Source organism: Erwinia sp. AC075, from assembly GCF_979253995.1.
This window is the reverse complement of record NZ_CEEDEU010000001.1, coordinates 2,702,969-2,720,142: the sequence shown is the minus strand read 5'-3', so window position 1 is coordinate 2,720,142 and position 17,174 is coordinate 2,702,969. Positions and strand designations below refer to the sequence as shown.

The window sequence follows — 17,174 nt, the reverse complement described above, 5'->3', positions numbered from 1 at the left end:
CCACTAAAAGGCCGGAAAATAACCGGCTCTATAAGGAAAGGTATGAGCATAACCCCGCAGTTGGATCAGTTGGTGGCAGCCTGCCACTGGATCGGTGCAAAAGGGTGGGCACCGGCAACCGGCGGCAATATGTCGGTGCGTCAGGACCGTGAATACTGCCTGCTGAGTGAATCGGGCAAAGATAAAGGCGCGTTGACGCGTGACGACTTTATCCAGGTGGATATCGCCAGCAATCAGGTGCCATCAGGGCGTAAACCGTCGGCGGAAACCGGGCTTCATACCTTAATCTATCGCCTGTTTCCTGAGGCCGGCGCCGTGCTGCATACCCATACCGTCAACGCCACGGTACTTTCCCGGGTTGAGAAGGGCACCGCATTAGTGTTGCAGGGCTATGAAATGCAGAAAACCCTCGCCGGGCAGACCTCGCACCTTGATGCCGTGCCGATTGCGCTGTTCGATAACGATCAGGATATTGATGCTCTGGCGGTGCGGATTGCGCAGTTTGCCGAACAGACGCCGCTGCGTTACGGCTTTTTACTGCGTGGCCACGGGCTGACCTGCTGGGGAAAGGATGTCAATGAAGCACGTCGCCATCTTGAAGGTCTGGAATTCCTGTTCCAGTGTGAATTACAACGTCGTGTGCTGGAGGCCAAATGATCCGCGCGATTATCACCGATATTGAAGGAACGACCAGCGATATTCGCTTTGTTCATAACGTCTTGTTCCCCTATGCCCGCGAGAATCTGCCGGCATTTATCACCGCGTTCCAGCACCGCGAAGACGTGGCGCAAGCCTTAACCGATCTGCGTGCCGAACTGGCTCAGCCGCAGGCCACGGTCGATGAACTGATCGCCGCGCTGTTTGGCTTTATGGATGAAGACCGGAAGTCCACGGCGTTGAAGGCCCTCCAGGGCATGGTCTGGCACGATGGCTACGTCAGCGGCAGCTTCACTGGCCACCTGTACCCGGACGTATTGCCCGCCCTGGAAAAATGGAAGCAGCAAGACGTTGATCTCTATATTTATTCCTCAGGCTCGGTTGCCGCGCAGAAATTATTATTTGGCTACAGCGATGAGGGTGATATCACTAGCTTATTCAGCGGCTATTTTGATACCCATGTTGGCGCCAAGCGTGACGTGCAGTCTTACCGCAATATCGCGGCAGAGATTGGCCTGCCAGCGCATGAGCTGCTGTTTTTGTCCGATATACACCAGGAGCTGGATGCCGCACAGGACGCGGGCTGGAACACCGTGCAGTTACTACGCGGCGAAGCGGATGCCGAAAGCCGCCATCGTCAGGTAAACCGTTTTGATCAGATCAACCTGGAGCTGTTTTCCTCATGAGTGCACTGACTATTTTTACTGACAGCGAAGCGACCACCCCCGTGTGGCACAGCACCGATGCTGAAGAGATCCGCCAGCGGCTGAACGCTAAAGACGTGCGTTTCGAGCGCTGGGAAGCCGACCGCGATCTGGGCGAAAACCCGGCAGCGGAAACGGTGATTAACGCCTATCAACACGCCATCGACAAGCTGGTGGCTGAAAAGGGCTATCAGAGCTGGGACGTGATCAGCATGCGTGCCGACAATCCACAGAAAGAGGTTCTGCGCGGCAAGTTTCTGTCCGAGCATACGCATGGCGAAGATGAAGTGCGTTTCTTTGTTGAAGGCGCGGGCTTGTTCTGTCTGCATCTGGATGGCCACATTTATCAGATCCTATGTGAGAAGAACGATCTGATTTCCGTGCCCGCCGGCACGCCGCACTGGTTTGATATGGGGTCATCCCCGCATTTCACCGCCATCCGTATTTTCGATAATCAGGAAGGGTGGATCGCCAATTTCACCGGCGACACCATCGCGGATGCCTATCCGCGTCTGCCTTAACTCGCGGTAAATAAAAGGGGCGAAAGCGGCTTTCGCCCGCTTTATTCTTACTATCATTTCACCATGCCATTGGGACTTCGCCCAGGTCGTTTCTTAATTCGGGCCGCCAACCTAGCCGGGAGTTAAACGTGCCGGGTGAATAAGATTTAGCTCAGGAGCAGAAAAAAACCGCTGTGATAATTTAAGGGTCGTTGTTTATTTTTTGTGGGCATTTGCCTGCCATGAAAACGTCATCTTTATTTCACAGAGGGAGAATGTCTTGAGCTTATTCCATGTACTGCTGCTGGCCGTCGTGCAGGGGCTGGCAGAACTGCTGCCGGTGTCCAGCTCGGCTCACGTGATCATGACCGAGAAGTTATTGGGGCTGGATCCTTCCGCCCCGGATATGACGCTGCTCCTGGTGATGCTTCACGCCGGAACCATGTTTGCGGTGATTGTTTATTTCTGGAAGAGTTGGGTAGAAACCTATTTCAGCTCAGTTCGGGCATTTAAAAAGAATATGCTGCTGATATTTTTAGCCAGCCTGTGTACCGGCATTGTCGGGCTGGTGTTATTAAAAGTGATTACCGCGCTGTATGCCAAAAATGCGCCGGACTTTGAAATCGAACAGCTGTTCAGTAATACCAAACTGATTGCGGGAGGACTGGCGGCGGCGGGGCTGTTGATCCTCTATTCGTCCAGACAGAAAGAGAATAAAGACGGCGAGCTGAGCCCAAAGAGTGCGATGATCGTCGGCATTGTTCAGGGACTCTGCCTGCCGTTTCGCGGTTTTTCGCGTTCCGGTGCGACGATTTCGGCCGGGATGGCGTCTGGCGTGTCCCGCAAACGGGCGGAAGAGTTCAGCTTTGCGCTGGCGGTAGCGTTAACGCCGCCGGTGATTATTAAGGAAGTGGTCAGGGTCTATCAGCACGGTGGGCAGGCCGCTGCTGCCGGTGGTCATGGGGCGATGAGCGGGATCCTGGTGCCGTCGCTGGTGGGGATGGTGTTCAGCTTCCTGTCCGGTTTGCTGGCGCTGCGTTGGCTTTCACGCTGGCTTGAACACGGCAGATGGCACCTGTTTGGCGGCTACTGCCTGTTGGCCGCCGTGGTGGTGGGGGTGTTTGGCTAATCGCCACGCAGAGAAATCCCCTTTGCCAGCAGCGGATGGCAAAGGGGCAATGTTACGCGGTCGGGCGGGAAGGCTGGAAAATGCCCGCCTCAACCTGTGCAGGCGTGACCACACCCGTATCCAGCACCCAACCGCTGATCAACGCCGCAGGCGTCACATCGAATGCCGGGTTGTAAACCTGCGCATCTTCCGGTGCCCACTGCACGTCACCAAAACTGCCCGCAACGCCGGTCACTTCACTGGCCGCGCGCTGCTCGATAGGTATTGCGCTGCCATCCGGGCAGGCGGGATCCAGCGTGGTATGTGGCGCGGCAACATAGAACGGGATGCCGTGATAGTTCGCCAGTACCGCCAGGCTGTAAGTGCCGATTTTATTCGCCACATCGCCATTGGCGGCAATGCGGTCTGCACCCACCCAAATCGCATCAACCTGTTTCTGCGCCATCAGGCTGGCCGCCATGCTGTCGCAAATCAGGCGGTACGGCACGCCCAGCTCACCCAGCTCCCAGGCGGTCAGGCGTCCGCCCTGCAACAACGGACGGGTTTCATCCACCCAGACGTTCGCCACGTTGCCTTCCTGCCAGCCGCGCGAAATCACCCCCAGCGCGGTGCCCACGCCTGCGGTTGCCAGACCACCGGTATTACAGTGGGTCAGCAGGCGGCTACCCGGCGTAATCAACTTCGCGCCAGCCGTGGCAATGTTGTCACACAAGGCTTTGTCTTCTTCCACCAGGCGCAGGGCTTCAAAGGTCAGCGCGGTCACAAAATTCTCCTGCGCTAACGCCTGCTTCATGCGATCCAGATTGTTCATCAGGTTGACGGCGGTTGGCCGTGATGCGCGCAACACCTCCAGCGCCTCGGCCAGTTCCGTTTTGCTCAGCCCGTTTTCAGCTAACAGGGCCAGCAGCAGGCTGGCGGAGAGGCCAATCAGCGGCGCACCGCGCACTCTCAAGGCTTTAATGTGACCAACCAGTTCAGCGACGTCTGGCGTTGGGCACCAGATTTTTTTTTGCGGTAGCGCCTGCTGATCGAGGATCCAAAGCTGGTTATCACGAACTTGTAAGCTGGTTGTGCTCAGTGTCTGCATGAAGGTTAAATCCTGGTTGCGTAATCAGGGCATATTGTGCCAACATGCGGAACGGATGTATAGACGTCTGAACGGCTTGCGCAACAAATTTGCGCGAAAAAGGCTCGCACGAAAAGCGATGGGCAGACTGGAACGTTTTGATGAGGATGAGTTAATGTCGCAATACCGTACCTTCACTGCAGCGGATGCCGTGGACTATGCCCGCCAGTTCGGCGGCGTTGAAAATCCAGAGAGTCTGGTGGAGTCACAGGAAATCGGTGATGGTAACCTGAACCTCGTCTTTAAAATCTTCGACAGCGAAGGCGTCAGCCGGGTGATCGTCAAGCAGGCGTTGCCGTATGTGCGTTGCGTCGGCGAGTCCTGGCCGCTGACCTTAGACCGTGCGCGTATTGAAGCCGAAGTGCTGAAGGTGCACGGCACATTCTGCCCGGCGCATACGGTAAAAATCCTGCATTACGATCCGGTGCTGGCGGTGATGGTGATGGAGGATCTCTCCAGCCATGCCATCTGGCGCGGTGAGCAGGTTAAAGGCGTGGACTATCCTCAGGCCGCCTCGCAGCTCGGGGAATATCTGGCGCAGACCCTGTTCCATACCTCTGATTTCCATCAGCATCCTCATCAGAAAAAAGCCGATGTCATCCGCTTCACTAACCCTGAACTGTGCCAGATGACCGAAGACCTGTTCTTCGATGAGCCTTACGAAATTCACGAGCGTAACGCCTATGCCCCGGCACTTGAGCCGTTGGTCGCCTCCTTGCGGACCGACGACGAGCTGCGTCTGAAAGTGGCGGCACTGAAGCATCGCTTCCTGTCGAACGCTGAAGCCTTGCTGCATGGTGACGTGCACAGCGGGTCAATTTTTGTCGCCGAAGGCAGCCTGAAAGTCATTGATGCGGAGTTTGGTTATTACGGTCCGATTGGCTTTGATGTCGGCAGCGCGCTCGGCAACCTGTTGTTGAACTACTGCGCCTTGCCGGGGCTGCTGGCACCGCGTGAAGCGGCAGACGTGCGCGAAAAGCGTCTGCGTGACGTCAGTGCCGCGTGGAAAAGTTTTGCCGAAGGATTCCTCGCGCTGGCGGCGGAAAAAACCACCGATCGCGCGCTGGCTTATCCGGGCTATGCGGCGGCGTTTTTGCAGAAAATCTGGCGGGATACGCTGGGCTTCTGTGGCGTGGAAATGATCCGCCGTACCGTGGGCATTTCGCAGATCGCCGACATTAAAACCATCAAAGACGACACCATGCGCGTTGAGTGCGTTCGCCAGTGCATCACGCTGGGCCGGACACTGATCCTGGCGGCCGATCATATCGCCGACAGCGATGCGCTGATTGCCCGCGTGCGTCAGAACGGCTGAGCCAGAGGATTCCCCCTGTCGTCATGATATCCACAGAATGACAGGATCAAAAAAGGCCGGAAAGTTTCCGGCCTTTTTTATTATGTTAGCGGTCAGGCCGCTTCGGTTTTGCGCGGTTGCTGTGGCTCAGCCTGCACCACCGGCAGCGCCTTTTTTACCGGCTGGGTCGCCAACGCTTCAGGTTCAAACTCATCAACGTTGATGGAGCGCAGACGGCTGGCTTCCGCACGGATCAGCACGCTCGCTTCCTCCTCGCTCAGCCATTTCTCCTGCAAGCCTTGCTTCGCCAGCTCATCCAGACGGGTAAACGGCAGGTGTTTCTTCTGCTGTTTACACAGGCGATCGTGGATGGTTTCGGCGGCCATCACATCGGCCAGCGCCTCTTCAAGCTGACCGGCAGGGTTATGCTCGGTCGGCTTCAGGTACATGCCACGGCCCACACGGGTGCGGGTGGCCGATGGAATTTGCAGAATACGCGCCAGCTGATGATCCAGACGGTCTGAAGGCGCACGGCAGTGACGGCCCAGCGGGAACACGGTCAGGCGTAACACACCCGCCACCAGACGATTAGGGAAGTTACGCAGCAGATCGTCAATGGCGATTTCCGCCTGATTCAACGCATCCTGAACGCCCCAATGCACCAGCGGCAGATCGGCTTCGTTACGGCCTTCATCTTCATAACGCTTCAACGCCGCCGAGGCCAGGTACAGCTGGCTTAACACATCGCCCAGACGGGCCGAAATGCGCTCGCGACGTTTCAGGCTGCCGCCCAGCACCGACATCGAAATGTCCGACAGCAGGGCCATATTGGCGCTCAGGCGATTCAGATGCTGATAGTAACGGCGCGTGGCATCGCGGGTTGGCGAGACGCTGGTGCGTCCGCCGGTCAGACCCAGCCACAGGCTGCGCATCTGGTTGCTGCCCACGTGACCAACATGGCTGAACAGGGCTTTATCAAACTTCACCACGTCGTTGCTTTGTGCGGCGGCCATCTCTTCCAGCACATAAGGATGGCACCGGATCGCGCCCTGACCAAAGATGATCATGCTGCGGGTAAGGATGTTGGCCCCTTCAACGGTAATGGCAATCGGCGCGCCCTGATAAGCCCGCGCCAGGAAGTTGCTTTTACCTAACATAATGCCCTTCCCGCCGGCGATATCCATCGCATCGACAATGGCGCGCTGCCCACGGTGGGTACAGTGATATTTGACGATGGCGGACAGTACCGCCGGTTTTTCACCGAGCATAATGCCGGAGGTGATCAGCGTGGCGGCGGCATCCATCACATAGGCATTGCCGGCAATGCGCGCTAATGGCTCTTCAATCCCTTCCATCTTGCCAATCGGCAGGCGGAACTGACGACGGATATGCGCATAGGCGCCAATCGCCAGCGCAATACTTTTCAGGCTGCCGGTAGAGTTGGATGGCAGGGTGATGCCGCGTCCCACGGACAGACATTCGACCAGCATCCGCCAGCCCTGACCGGCCATTTTCGGCCCGCCAATGATGTAATCAATCGGCACAAAGATATCGTTTCCGCGCGTCGGCCCGTTCTGGAACGGCACGTTAAGCGGGAAGTGGCGGGTACCGATTTCCACGCCGGCGGTATCGGTCGGGATCAGCGCGCAGGTGATGCCCAGCTCTTCGGTCTGACCCAGCAGATGCTCAGGATCCGACAGCTTAAAGGCCAGGCCCAGCACGGTAGCGACCGGCGCGAGAGTGATGTAGCGTTTATTCCAGGTTAAGCGCATGCCCAGCACCTGCTGACCCTGCCAGTTGCCCATGCACACCACGCCCGTATCCGGAATAGCACCCGCATCCGAACCCGCTTCCGGGCTGGTCAGGGCAAAGCACGGAATTTCGTCACCGCGCGCCAGGCGCGGCAGATAATGATCTTTTTGCTCATCGGTGCCGTAATGCTGCAACAGTTCGCCAGGGCCGAGTGAGTTCGGCACGCCAACGGTGATCGCCAGGATCCCGGAGACGCCAGCCAGTTTCTGCAGCACCCGTGCCTGGGCGTAAGCCGAGAAGGCCAGCCCGCCGTACTCTTTCTTAATGATCATCGCAAAGAAGCGGTGCTCTTTCAGATAGGCCCACAGCTCCGGCGGCAGATCGGCCATTTCGTGGGTGATCTGGAAATCATTGGCCATCCGGCAGGCTTCCTCAACCGGGCCTTCGAGGAATGCCTGTTCCTCTTCGCTCAGCCGGGGCTGCGGGTAGTTGTGCAGTTTCTGCCAGTCCGGCGTCCCGCGGAAAAGGTCGCCTTCCCACCAGGTGGTGCCGGCCTCGATCGCTTCTTTTTCGGTGCGCGACATCGGTGGCATCACCTTCTGGAAGGTGCGCAGCATGGATTTAGAGAACATCGCCCGACGCAGTGGCAAAAGGTTGAACGGCAGCAGAATAATCGCCAGCGGGATCAACAGCCACGGCGTCCAGAGATGCGCGAATGACCACGCAGCTGTCCAGGCGAGCATGATCGCACTGCTCAGCAGCAGGTTAACGCGGTGATAAAAGAGTGCGCCGATCAACACGATCGTGGCCACGATACTGAGAACCATCATAACTAACGCTCCGTAAGTTGTAAGAGGTCTGACCTGTTGAATACAGGTTTAATGGAGAAGCTGCGCGTTAGCAATCTGTTTACATAATAATTACAACCTGGCTCACAAACCGGCCGCACCAAAAGTCAAAGCCCAAGCTTGAGGTGCAGGGCGCTTTTCGCCCCTCTCCCAACTTGGTAAACTGGTGGCGACCTCACCTCTAAAGGACTTTCCCTATGTATCAGGACATCATTCGCGCCGAGCTCAACGAAGCAGCGGAAACGCTCAATAAATTCCTCAGTGACGATGCCAATATTCACGCTATCCAGCGCGCTGCGGTGCTGCTGGCAGACGCCTTCAAAGCCGGTGGCAAAGTGCTTTCCTGCGGCAACGGCGGCTCCCATTGTGACGCCATGCACTTCGCCGAAGAGCTGACCGGGCGCTACCGTGAGAACCGTCCAGGCTATCCGGCCATTGCTATCTCTGATGTCAGCCACCTGTCCTGCGTCAGCAACGATTTTGGCTATGATTTCGTCTTTTCGCGTTACCTTGAAGCGGTCGGTAAAGCCGGTGATGTGCTGTTCGGAATCTCCACCTCCGGCAACTCCGCCAACGTGTTCAAAGCGGTTGAAGCCGCTCGCGCTCAGGGCATGAAGGTGATCACCCTGACCGGCAAAGATGGCGGCAAGATGGACGGCATGGCCGATGTGGAAATCCGTGTACCGCACTTTGGTTACGCCGACCGCATTCAGGAGATCCACATCAAAGTGATCCACATCCTGATCCTGCTGATTGAAAAAGAGATGGCCGAGTAGTTTTTCTGGCCAGCTGCGGCTGGCCGCTACGTGAGGATTTTCTATGTGCGAATTGCTCGGGATGAGCGCGAATGTTCCGACGGATATCTGTTTTAGCTTTACCGGGCTGGTGCAGCGCGGTGGGGGAACGGGCCCGCACAAAGATGGCTGGGGCATTACCTTTTACGAGGGAAAAGGCTGCCGCACCTTTAAAGATCCCGAGCCCAGCTTTAATTCGCCTATCGCGCGGCTGGTGCAGGAATACCCGATCAAGTCCCGTTCGGTGGTGGCGCATATCCGCCAGGCCAACCGGGGCGAAGTGTCGCTGGAAAATACCCATCCGTTCACCCGTGAACTGTGGGGCCGCAACTGGACCTATGCGCACAACGGGCAGCTGAAAGGCTATAAAGGGATGGATACCGGGCCGTTCAGGCCGATCGGTGAAACGGACAGCGAGCAGGCATTTTGCTGGCTGCTGCATAAGCTGACCACCCGTTATCCGCGTACGCCGGGGAACTGGCCTGCGGTATTCCGTTATATTGCTGAACTGGCGGCGGAGCTGCGTGAGAAGGGCGTGTTTAATATGCTGCTGTCGGACGGGCGGTATTTAATGGCGTTCTGTTCGACCAATCTTTTCTGGATCACCCGACGGGCACCGTTTGGCAAAGCCACGTTGCTGGATCAGGATGTCGAGATTGATTTTCAAAAGCAGACCACGCCGAACGACGTGGTCACGGTGATCGCCACTCAGCCCCTGACGGGGAATGAAACCTGGAACAAGATTGAACCAGGTGACTGGGCGTTATTTTGCCTCGGTGAGCGCGAGCGCTGATCCGGAAACCGGCGCGCTGATCAGGGAACCTGGCTGGTTCAGCACGTAATGACCTTCATTAACACTCACTGACGGCGGCAGGCGGTTTTGCACAAATTGGGCATAGCCAGGCTGCAGCTGTTTCCAGAAGCTGTAATACACCGAATTGCGATGACGCTGCAGATTGCTGTCGGTCATGCGGAACGGGTAAATGCTCACTTCCACTCGCGGCTGGCCGTTACGCAGCGCCGCATCAACAAACTGATAGATATCGGCAATGTTGGCATCGGTCATCGCATAGCAGCCAATCGACACGCAGCTGCCGTGGATCATCAGGTATTTCCCTTCATAACCCTGCTGGCGATCGTATTCGTTGGGGAAGCCGACGTTAATGGCGCGGTAGAACCGGCTGTCAGGCTTCAGCTGGGAAAGTCCCACGCTGTAAAATCCTTCCGGACTTTTAAAATCGCCCTGACGACGTTTTGGGCCTAAACCGCCCGAAAAGTTACAGATGCGGTAGCTGTCCAGCAAGCGGTAGTCGTTACCGATTTTGCCATACAGTTCCAGCGTACGTTCTTCTTTGAAAATCTGGATATACACGGGGGTGCCGAGTAATTGTTTCTTTAACTCTTTGCTTACCGGCGCGAGCGGAAGTACCGGGGACGTTGGTACGCTGGCGAAGACGACGGCTGGCAGAAAAATCATCGCAAACAGCAGTGCGATTTTGCCCATTCTGGTTCCCTTGAAAAAGAGGGTTGGATGCTATGCCCGAGGGCAGTGTCACTTGCAATATCGGAGAAATCCGCTATCGCTGCGTCACATTAGCATTGTCTATTTTTTTATCAAGTCGCCAGTGAACAAATTGAGAAAGAAAAAATTGCCGGAAGCCTATGCCGCTGCGCTTTACCGGGCGAACGGCATGTTGAAACCCGGCTGATTAACTGTATACTTATCCAGTGCATCTGGGGGGGATATGCGTAAGATCATTCACGTTGATATGGACTGCTTTTTCGCGGCGGTAGAAATGCGCGACGATCCCAGCCTGCGTGATATCCCGATCGCCATTGGCGGCAGCCATCTGAAGCGCGGGGTTATCAGCACGGCCAACTACCCCGCGCGGAAGTTTGGTGTGCACAGCGCCATGTCCACCGCGATGGCGCTGAAGCTCTGCCCGCATCTGAAAGTGATCCCTGGCCGCTTCGAAGCCTATAAAGAAGCCAGCCAGCATATTCGTGAAATCTTCTCGCGCTACACCTCGCTGATTGAACCGCTGTCGCTGGACGAAGCCTATCTCGACGTCACCGACAGCCCGCACTGTCACGGCTCTGCCACGCTGATGGCGCGCGACATCCGCCAGACCATCGCCCGCGAACTCAATCTCACCGCTTCCGCCGGCATTGCGCCGATCAAGTTCGCCGCCAAAATCGCCTCCGATTTAAACAAGCCTGACGGGCAGTATGTGATTACGCCCGACTCGCTACCGCAGTTTCTGCTGACGCTGCCGCTGGCGAAAATTCCCGGCGTCGGTAAAGTCACCGCCAAAAAGCTGGAGGAAATGGGGCTGCAAACCTGCGCTGACGTGCAGAGCACCGATCTCTCCGCGCTGTTAAAACGCTTTGGCAAGTTTGGCCGGGTGATCTGGGAACGCAGCAACGGCATCGACGAGCGGGAAGTGGTGACCGAGCGCTTACGCAAATCACTCGGCGTGGAACGCACGCTGTCGGAAGATATTCACAGCTGGGAAGCCTGCCTGGAGATCATCGATTTCCTGTATGACGAGCTGGAGCGTCGGCTGATCAAAATCAAACCTGACCGGCAGATTGCGCGTCAGGGCGTGAAGCTGAAGTTCTCCGATTTCCAGCAAACCACTCAGGAGCACATCTGGCCGATGCTGAATAAGGCGGATTTGATCGAGGTGGCGCGCAAAACCTGGGAAGAGCGACGCGGTGGAAGAGGCGTCAGGCTGGTGGGATTGCACGTTACGCTGCTGAATCCGCAGCTGGAAAGGCAGTTATTGCTGGGGCTGTAAGACGGCGGAGTTGTGATCGACAGAGGTTGCCGGGGGATGAAAGAAAACGGGCGGAATCTCATCCGCCCGTCAGCCGGCTTATGACTTGGCCGGGATCGCCTTCAGCAGCGCGGTCAGCAGTTTCCAGTACAGGCCAACGCTTTCGATATGCACTTGCTCATCCGGTGAGTGTGGGCCGGTAATGGTCGGTCCGATAGACACCATATCCATGTCCGGATACGGCTTCTTAAACAGACCACATTCCAGACCCGCGTGGATCACCTGAATGTTCGGCGTTTTGCCAAACAGTTTTTTATAGGTCTCACCAACCAGCGCCATCACCGGCGAGGACGCGTCCGGCTGCCAGCCAGGGTAATTGCCTTTGGCCACGGTTTTCGCGCCCGCCAGCTCGCCTAACGCGGTCAGCATTTCCACCACGTAGTCTTTCCCGCTGTCGATCAGCGAACGGATCAGGCAGTTGATCTTCGCTTCATCCTCTTTCAACGACACCACGCCAAGGTTCAGCGAGGTTTCGACCACGCCTTTCATCACGTCTGAATTACGGATCACGCCGTTTGGCGTGCTGTTCATCAGGGCAATAAAGGTATCGCGGCTTGCCGCCGTCAGCGCCTGGTCGCCAGCCGCCACGTTCTCAACCACGATGTTGATGTTCTTCTCTTTCAGGCTCAGCTCGGACTTAAGCGTTTCCAGATAGCTCAGTGCCAGGCTTTTCAGCGCGTCGACGTTGTCTGACGGTACCGCCAGCGTGGCCACCGCTTCACGCGGGATGGCGTTGCGCAGCGTGCCGCCGGTGAAGTCCACCAGACGCAGATCCAGCGCCTTAGCGTGCGCGAACAGGAAGCGGGATAGCAGTTTGTTAGCGTTACCCAGACCGACGTGAATATCACAGCCAGAGTGGCCGCCTTTCAGACCTTTCAGGGTCAGCTTCAGCGGCTCGTAGCCAGCCGGAACGGCTTCACGGCTGATGGCCAGCGTCGAGGTGAAATCAATGCCACCGGCGCAACCCATATAGATCTCACCTTCTTCTTCGGAGTCGGTGTTGATCAGGATATCGGCCTGCAGCCAGTTCGGCTGAAGACCAAAGGCGCCGACCATGCCGGTCTCTTCGGTCATGGTCAGCAGCACTTCCAGCGGACCGTGCTCAACGCTCGGGTCGGCCAGCACCGCCAGCGCGGACGCCATGCCAATGCCGTTATCGGCGCCCAGCGTGGTGCCGCGCGCTTTTACCCATTCGCCGTCAATCCATGGCTGAATCGGATCTTTCGTGAAGTCATGCACGGTGTCGTTATTTTTCTGCGGCACCATATCGAGGTGCGCCTGCAGGGCAACCGGCTTCAGATTTTCCAGACCGGCAGTGGCAGGCTTGCGGATCAGAATGTTACCCACTGCATCGCGGTCGGTCGTTAAACCTTGCTCTTTCGCCCACGACAGAATGTGTTCTGCCAGTGCTTCTTCGTGATAAGACGGGTGCGGAATCGAGCAGATTTTGGCAAAAATATCCCACAACGGCTGGGGGGAAAGTTGAGATAATTCAGACACGACAAATCTCCTGTGTCATCACCATCGGCCAGCTGGGCTGCGGATGGCGAGGATGTTTAGCGAGTGGATGACTCCCGTCAGATGCTCTGACGCGATGGGCAAAGAATATCATCGTTTCCGCAGCCGTGCTTACTTCGCGGAAGGAAAAAAGGGTCACGGCGCTGGTTTTTAGCGGCTCAGATCACTATAATTCCGCGCAACCTCTCCCATTGTACATTTTTAAGCCAACACCATTGGTCGGGACTCCTTTATGAGTGAAAAATACGTCGTCACCTGGGACATGCTGCAAATTCATGCCCGTAAACTGGCCCAGCGCCTGCTTCCTGTTGAACAGTGGAAAGGCATTATCGCGGTCAGCCGCGGTGGTCTGGTTCCCGCCTCTTTGCTGGCTCGTGAGCTGTGCATCCGCTACGTCGATACCGTGTGCATCTCCAGCTACGATCACGACAACCAGCGCGAAATGACCGTGCTGAAGCGTGCAGAAGGCGATGGTGAAGGCTTTATCGTCATTGACGATCTGGTAGATACTGGCGGCACCGCTCAGGCCATCCGTGATATGTATCCAAAAGCGCACTTCGTCACCATTTTCGCTAAGCCAGCCGGTCGCCCGCTGGTGGACGACTATGTGGTCGATATCCCGCAGAACACCTGGATTGAGCAGCCGTGGGACATGGGCGTGGTCTATCTGCCGCCAATTGTTAAAGGCTGATTGACGCACGTCAAAGCAACGCCCGGTTATGCCGGGCGTTGTCGTTTTTACGAGCGTCAGGGCTGAGGCTGGGATAGACTCATCCCATGCCCCGTGCTGGAGGATCGTTACGTCATGTCACCTAAAAATCTGAGCGAAGAGCTGTTCAAACCTCGCTTCAAGCATCCTGAAACGTCATCGTTAGTTCGCCGTCTCCATCACCATAAACCGCTGCCCATCCACTCCGCGTTGGAAGGGGATAGTAATGCCGGTTGGTATCGGATGATCAACCGCCTGCTGTGGACGTGGCGCGGCATCACCCCGCAGGAAATCAGTGAAGTGCTGGCCCGCATCGCCGTCAGTCGCGTTGAGCACACCGACGACCAGCTGCTGGATACCGTGGTCGGTTATCGGGGCGGGAACTGGATTTATGAGTGGTCGAAACAGGCGGCGCTGTGGCAGAAGAAAGCCGGTGAGGCTGAAACCGATGCGGAGGCTGGCCAGTGCTGGCTGCATGCCGCCAATCTGTATGGCATTGCCGGTTATCCGCATCTGAAAGGCGATGAGCTGGCCGAGCAGGCGCAGGTACTGGCGAACCGCGCGTATGAAGAAGCCACGCCGCGCCTGTCCGGTGAACTGAAGGAGCTGGAATTTGCCATTCCCGGCGGCAGCCCGATCTTTGGCTTCCTGCATATGCCGCCCGGCGTCAGCGCGCCTTATCCTACCGTGCTGCTGTGCGGCAGCCTCGACTCGCTGCAAACCGACCATTATCGCCTGTTCCACGACTACCTGGCGCCGCGCGGCATCGCCATGCTGACCATCGATATGCCGTCGGTAGGCTTCTCGGCCAAATGGAAGCTGACGCAGGATGCCAGCTTCCTGCATCAGCATGTTCTGCGTCAGCTGGAGAACGTGCCCTGGGTCGATCATCAGCGCGTCGGCGCGTTTGGCTACCGCTTTGGTGCGAACGTCGCCGTCAGGCTGGCCTATCTGGAAGCGCCGCGCCTGCGGGCCGTGGCCTGCCTGGGGCCGGTGGTGCACAGCCTGCTGTGCGATCAGGCGAAGCAGGACAGCGTTCCCGAGATGTATATGGATGTGCTGGCCAGCCGGTTGGGCATGGCCACCGCGTCTGACTCTGCACTGCGCGTTGAGCTTAATCGTTATTCGCTGAAGATGCAGGGCTTGCTGGGACGTCGATGCCCAACGCCGATGCTGTCCGGCTACTGGCCAAACGACCCGTTCAGCCCGGAAGAGGAATCCCGGCTTATCGTCAACTCGTCCGCTGACGGGAAGTTGATGCCGATCCCGCTCTCGCCTGCAATGCTCAACTTTGATAAAGCATTACGTGATATTGTCGACTGGTTAGCGAAACGGCTGACGCGATGAGTTGCTAAAATTCAATCCTTTGCTATAACCTTTAAGCCTTAAACCGCTGTGTTGCCGCGTTTAAGCGCCATAGAGGATTAATTAACAGGCTCAACGATGGAGGTTTACTGATGACGTTACCGAGTGGGCATCCCAAAAGCCGCTTAATGAAGCGCTTTGGATCGCTGGGGCCTTATATTCGCGAAGCGAAATGTGAAGACGACCGTTTTTTCTTTGACTGCCTGGCGGTCTGCGTCAATGTGAAACCCTCACCTGAGCTGCGTGAGTTCTGGGGCTGGTGGATGGAGCTGGAAGCGCAAAGCGATCACTTCACCTACGAGTACCACTTCGGTCTGTTCGATAAAGAAGGCAACTGGAAGCCGTCGACCGTGAAAGGGAAAGAGAATAACGAACGGCTGGAAGAGACCTTACGCAACTTCCACGTGCGGCTGAAAGCGCTGCTGGAAGAGATGGAGCTGGGGCTGAAACCCGCTGCAGACTTTGCGGATGCGCCGGTCAAACTGACCGCCTGATCCCGGCGTAAGTCATAACCTGAGCATTAAAAAAGGCTGGCAATTGCCAGCCTTTGTTTTAGACACATAACGAGGGTGGAACAACCGTAGCAGTGGCGTGTTACGGGGAATAAAAAAACGGATTAGAACTGGTACGTCAGGCCAACAGCAACCACGTCGTCGTTGTTCAGACCAAGTTTGTTGTCGTCGTCCAGCTGGTTGATTTTGTAATCAACGTAGGTGTTCATGTTCTTGTTAAAGTAGTACGTCGCGCCCACGTCGATGTATTTCACCAGGTCAACATCACCCAGTCCTTCGATGTCTTTGCCTTTGGTCTGCACGTAGCCCACGGATGGACGCAGGCCGTTATCGAACTGGTACTGTGCCACCAATTCAATGTTCTGTGCTTTGTTGGCTGCACCCGCGACCGCGGTGGTGGCACCGTTGATCACGGCCGTGCCGCTGATTGGCGTCATGTTGCGGGTTTCGGTGTAGATGGCGGCCAGGTAAACGCTGTTCGCATCATATTTCAGACCGGTGCCCCAGGAATCGGCTTTGTCGCCCTGGCCCCAGACACGCGCTTGCTGTGCGTTGGTGCGGTCTGAAGAGGTATAAGCACCGCTCAGGCTCACGCCGCTGTCGCCCAGCGCATATACCGCAGACAGACCGTAGCCGTCGCCATTCTGCTTGCTGACGTCAGTACGCGCGTTAGAAGAACCCGCATCGTTCTTGCCCTGATACTGTAAGGAGAACTTCAGGCCATCAACCAGACCGAAGAAGTTTGAGTTGCGGTAGGTCGCCACGCCAGTGGTACGCTGGGTCATATAGTTATCCCCACGCGCCGTACCGTCACCGCCGAATTCCGGGAACATATCCGTCCAGGCTTCCACGTCATACAGCACGCCGTAGTTACGGCCATAATCGATTGAGCCGTAGTCGCCAAATTTCAGACCGGCAAAGCCCAGACGGGTTTTGTTACCGGTATTGGCATCGCTGCCTTCAGAGTTGTTGGTGTTGAACTGATATTCCCACTGGCCGTAACCGCTCATCAGATCGTTGATTTGGGTCTGACCTTTGAAGCCCATACGCATGTAGGACTTATCGCCGTTGCTGCCGTCGTTGTCGCTGAAATAGTGCAGGCCTTTAATTTTACCGTACAGATCCAGCTTGTTGCCGTCTTTATTATAGATTTCTGCGGCTTGTGCAGCGGTGGACAGAGCCAGTGCGGCGGTTAAGATTGCCAGTGCGCTTTTCTTCATTTTGCTATCAATCCCGAATGAGTAAGTTTTCAAGTGGCCTTAAGACTTCTCTGAAGGCAGGAACGTTTTACCCTGAGGAGATTAAAGTTTTATTACATTTCGACTCACTTCTTGTTATTTGCGAACTTTTGAACTAGCTGATTGTCAGGCTAAATTCCGGCTTTTCTCCCGCCGCCTGTTGGCTTCCAGCACCACACCTGTTAAAA

16 protein-coding genes are annotated in these 17,174 nt (G+C 56.5%); 11 read left to right on the top strand and 5 right to left on the bottom strand.

Translation table 11 applies throughout. The annotated features are described in order from the left end of the window. Positions 1 to 42: 42 nt before the first annotated feature. The 4 genes from AC0IXH_RS12970 (at position 43) to AC0IXH_RS12955 (ending at position 2,990) form a co-directional block, all read left to right on the top strand. On the top strand, positions 43 to 657 hold the full coding sequence (locus AC0IXH_RS12970; RefSeq protein ID WP_013200903.1) for a methylthioribulose 1-phosphate dehydratase: 615 nt from the start codon (positions 43 to 45) through the stop codon (positions 655 to 657). Continuing rightward, a complete protein-coding gene (mtnC, locus tag AC0IXH_RS12965) occupies positions 654 to 1,343 on the top strand; it encodes an acireductone synthase (RefSeq protein WP_013200904.1) in 690 nt (229 codons plus the stop codon). Before AC0IXH_RS12970 ends, mtnC begins: the two co-directional genes overlap by 4 nt. Beyond that, on the top strand, positions 1,340 to 1,882 hold the full coding sequence (locus AC0IXH_RS12960; protein WP_013200905.1) for a 1,2-dihydroxy-3-keto-5-methylthiopentene dioxygenase: 543 nt from the start codon (positions 1,340 to 1,342) through the stop codon (positions 1,880 to 1,882). Before mtnC ends, AC0IXH_RS12960 begins: the two co-directional genes overlap by 4 nt. A 259-nt stretch (positions 1,883 to 2,141) precedes the next feature. Then, on the top strand, positions 2,142 to 2,990 hold the full coding sequence (locus tag AC0IXH_RS12955) for an undecaprenyl-diphosphate phosphatase (protein ID WP_346596414.1): 849 nt from the start codon (positions 2,142 to 2,144) through the stop codon (positions 2,988 to 2,990). 52 nt (positions 2,991 to 3,042) lie between these two features. Here AC0IXH_RS12955 and mtnA read toward each other — a convergent pair whose 3' ends face one another. After that, positions 3,043 to 4,077 carry an S-methyl-5-thioribose-1-phosphate isomerase gene (mtnA, locus tag AC0IXH_RS12950; RefSeq protein ID WP_013200908.1) on the bottom strand — a complete coding sequence of 345 codons (1,035 nt, stop codon included), beginning with the start codon at positions 4,075 to 4,077 and terminating at the stop codon, positions 3,043 to 3,045. 154 nt (positions 4,078 to 4,231) lie between these two features. On the opposite strand from mtnA, the gene mtnK reads away from it, so the two are divergent. After that, complete coding sequence (gene mtnK / locus AC0IXH_RS12945) at positions 4,232 to 5,431, top strand: S-methyl-5-thioribose kinase (RefSeq protein WP_013200909.1); 1,200 nt, start codon at positions 4,232 to 4,234, stop codon at positions 5,429 to 5,431. 92 nt (positions 5,432 to 5,523) lie between these two features. On the opposite strand, the gene fadE is transcribed toward mtnK, so the two are convergent. Then, positions 5,524 to 7,992, bottom strand: coding sequence for an acyl-CoA dehydrogenase FadE (gene fadE, locus AC0IXH_RS12940; RefSeq protein WP_471720540.1), 2,469 nt, complete (start codon positions 7,990 to 7,992; stop codon positions 5,524 to 5,526). A gap of 215 nt (positions 7,993 to 8,207) precedes the next feature. Here fadE and lpcA point away from each other — a divergent pair, with 215 nt between their 5' ends. Together lpcA and AC0IXH_RS12930 are read left to right on the top strand one after the other, a co-directional pair. After that, complete coding sequence (gene lpcA / locus AC0IXH_RS12935; RefSeq protein ID WP_471720539.1) at positions 8,208 to 8,786, top strand: D-sedoheptulose 7-phosphate isomerase; 579 nt, start codon at positions 8,208 to 8,210, stop codon at positions 8,784 to 8,786. A gap of 43 nt (positions 8,787 to 8,829) precedes the next feature. Then, positions 8,830 to 9,597, top strand: a complete 768-nt coding sequence (locus AC0IXH_RS12930; RefSeq protein WP_013200912.1) for a class II glutamine amidotransferase — start codon at positions 8,830 to 8,832, stop codon at positions 9,595 to 9,597. Here the strand turns inward: AC0IXH_RS12930 and dpaA are convergent. After that, entirely contained in the window at positions 9,568 to 10,308 is a 741-nt protein-coding gene (gene dpaA, locus AC0IXH_RS12925; RefSeq protein WP_013200913.1) for a peptidoglycan meso-diaminopimelic acid protein amidase, read from the bottom strand. The genes AC0IXH_RS12930 and dpaA overlap by 30 nt on opposite strands. A gap of 241 nt (positions 10,309 to 10,549) precedes the next feature. Here dpaA and dinB point away from each other — a divergent pair, with 241 nt between their 5' ends. Beyond that, on the top strand, positions 10,550 to 11,605 hold the full coding sequence (dinB, locus tag AC0IXH_RS12920; RefSeq protein WP_013200914.1) for a DNA polymerase IV: 1,056 nt from the start codon (positions 10,550 to 10,552) through the stop codon (positions 11,603 to 11,605). A gap of 78 nt (positions 11,606 to 11,683) precedes the next feature. Here dinB and pepD read toward each other — a convergent pair whose 3' ends face one another. After that, on the bottom strand, positions 11,684 to 13,144 hold the full coding sequence (pepD, locus tag AC0IXH_RS12915; protein ID WP_346565621.1) for a beta-Ala-His dipeptidase: 1,461 nt from the start codon (positions 13,142 to 13,144) through the stop codon (positions 11,684 to 11,686). A gap of 250 nt (positions 13,145 to 13,394) precedes the next feature. Between pepD and gpt the strand changes: the two genes are divergently transcribed. The 3 genes from gpt (at position 13,395) to crl (ending at position 15,730) form a co-directional block, all read left to right on the top strand. Continuing rightward, positions 13,395 to 13,853 carry a xanthine phosphoribosyltransferase gene (gpt, locus tag AC0IXH_RS12910; protein WP_013200916.1) on the top strand — a complete coding sequence of 153 codons (459 nt, stop codon included), beginning with the start codon at positions 13,395 to 13,397 and terminating at the stop codon, positions 13,851 to 13,853. Between the two features lie 114 nt (positions 13,854 to 13,967). Next, the gene (gene frsA / locus AC0IXH_RS12905; RefSeq protein WP_013200917.1) at positions 13,968 to 15,218 is read left to right on the top strand and encodes an esterase FrsA; all 1,251 of its coding nucleotides are present in this window, start codon (positions 13,968 to 13,970) and stop codon (positions 15,216 to 15,218) included. 110 nt (positions 15,219 to 15,328) lie between these two features. Continuing rightward, complete coding sequence (crl, locus tag AC0IXH_RS12900) at positions 15,329 to 15,730, top strand: sigma factor-binding protein Crl (protein WP_013200918.1); 402 nt, start codon at positions 15,329 to 15,331, stop codon at positions 15,728 to 15,730. A 122-nt stretch (positions 15,731 to 15,852) separates the two neighbouring features. Here crl and ompC read toward each other — a convergent pair whose 3' ends face one another. Further along, positions 15,853 to 16,968: a porin OmpC gene (ompC, locus tag AC0IXH_RS12895; protein ID WP_471720538.1), complete on the bottom strand. Its 1,116-nt coding sequence runs from the start codon at positions 16,966 to 16,968 to the stop codon at positions 15,853 to 15,855. Between the last annotated feature and the right edge of the window lie 206 nt (positions 16,969 to 17,174).

Bases quoted from the DNA above. Each gene is read 5' to 3' on its own strand.
- dinB (WP_013200914.1), top strand. From the start codon at position 10,550: ATGCGTAAGATCATTCACGTTGATATGGACTGCTTTTTCGCGGCGGTA.
- dpaA (WP_013200913.1), bottom strand. From the start codon at position 10,308: ATGGGCAAAATCGCACTGCTGTTTGCGATGATTTTTCTGCCAGCCGTC.
- mtnC (WP_013200904.1), top strand. From the start codon at position 654: ATGATCCGCGCGATTATCACCGATATTGAAGGAACGACCAGCGATATT.
- mtnA (WP_013200908.1), bottom strand. From the start codon at position 4,077: ATGCAGACACTGAGCACAACCAGCTTACAAGTTCGTGATAACCAGCTT.
- AC0IXH_RS12960 (WP_013200905.1), top strand. From the start codon at position 1,340: ATGAGTGCACTGACTATTTTTACTGACAGCGAAGCGACCACCCCCGTG.
- gpt (WP_013200916.1), top strand. From the start codon at position 13,395: ATGAGTGAAAAATACGTCGTCACCTGGGACATGCTGCAAATTCATGCC.
- frsA (WP_013200917.1), top strand. From the start codon at position 13,968: ATGTCACCTAAAAATCTGAGCGAAGAGCTGTTCAAACCTCGCTTCAAG.
- AC0IXH_RS12930 (WP_013200912.1), top strand. From the start codon at position 8,830: ATGTGCGAATTGCTCGGGATGAGCGCGAATGTTCCGACGGATATCTGT.
- fadE (WP_471720540.1), bottom strand. From the start codon at position 7,992: ATGATGGTTCTCAGTATCGTGGCCACGATCGTGTTGATCGGCGCACTC.
- AC0IXH_RS12970 (WP_013200903.1), top strand. From the start codon at position 43: ATGAGCATAACCCCGCAGTTGGATCAGTTGGTGGCAGCCTGCCACTGG.
- ompC (WP_471720538.1), bottom strand. From the start codon at position 16,968: ATGAAGAAAAGCGCACTGGCAATCTTAACCGCCGCACTGGCTCTGTCC.
- mtnK (WP_013200909.1), top strand. From the start codon at position 4,232: ATGTCGCAATACCGTACCTTCACTGCAGCGGATGCCGTGGACTATGCC.
- crl (WP_013200918.1), top strand. From the start codon at position 15,329: ATGACGTTACCGAGTGGGCATCCCAAAAGCCGCTTAATGAAGCGCTTT.
- lpcA (WP_471720539.1), top strand. From the start codon at position 8,208: ATGTATCAGGACATCATTCGCGCCGAGCTCAACGAAGCAGCGGAAACG.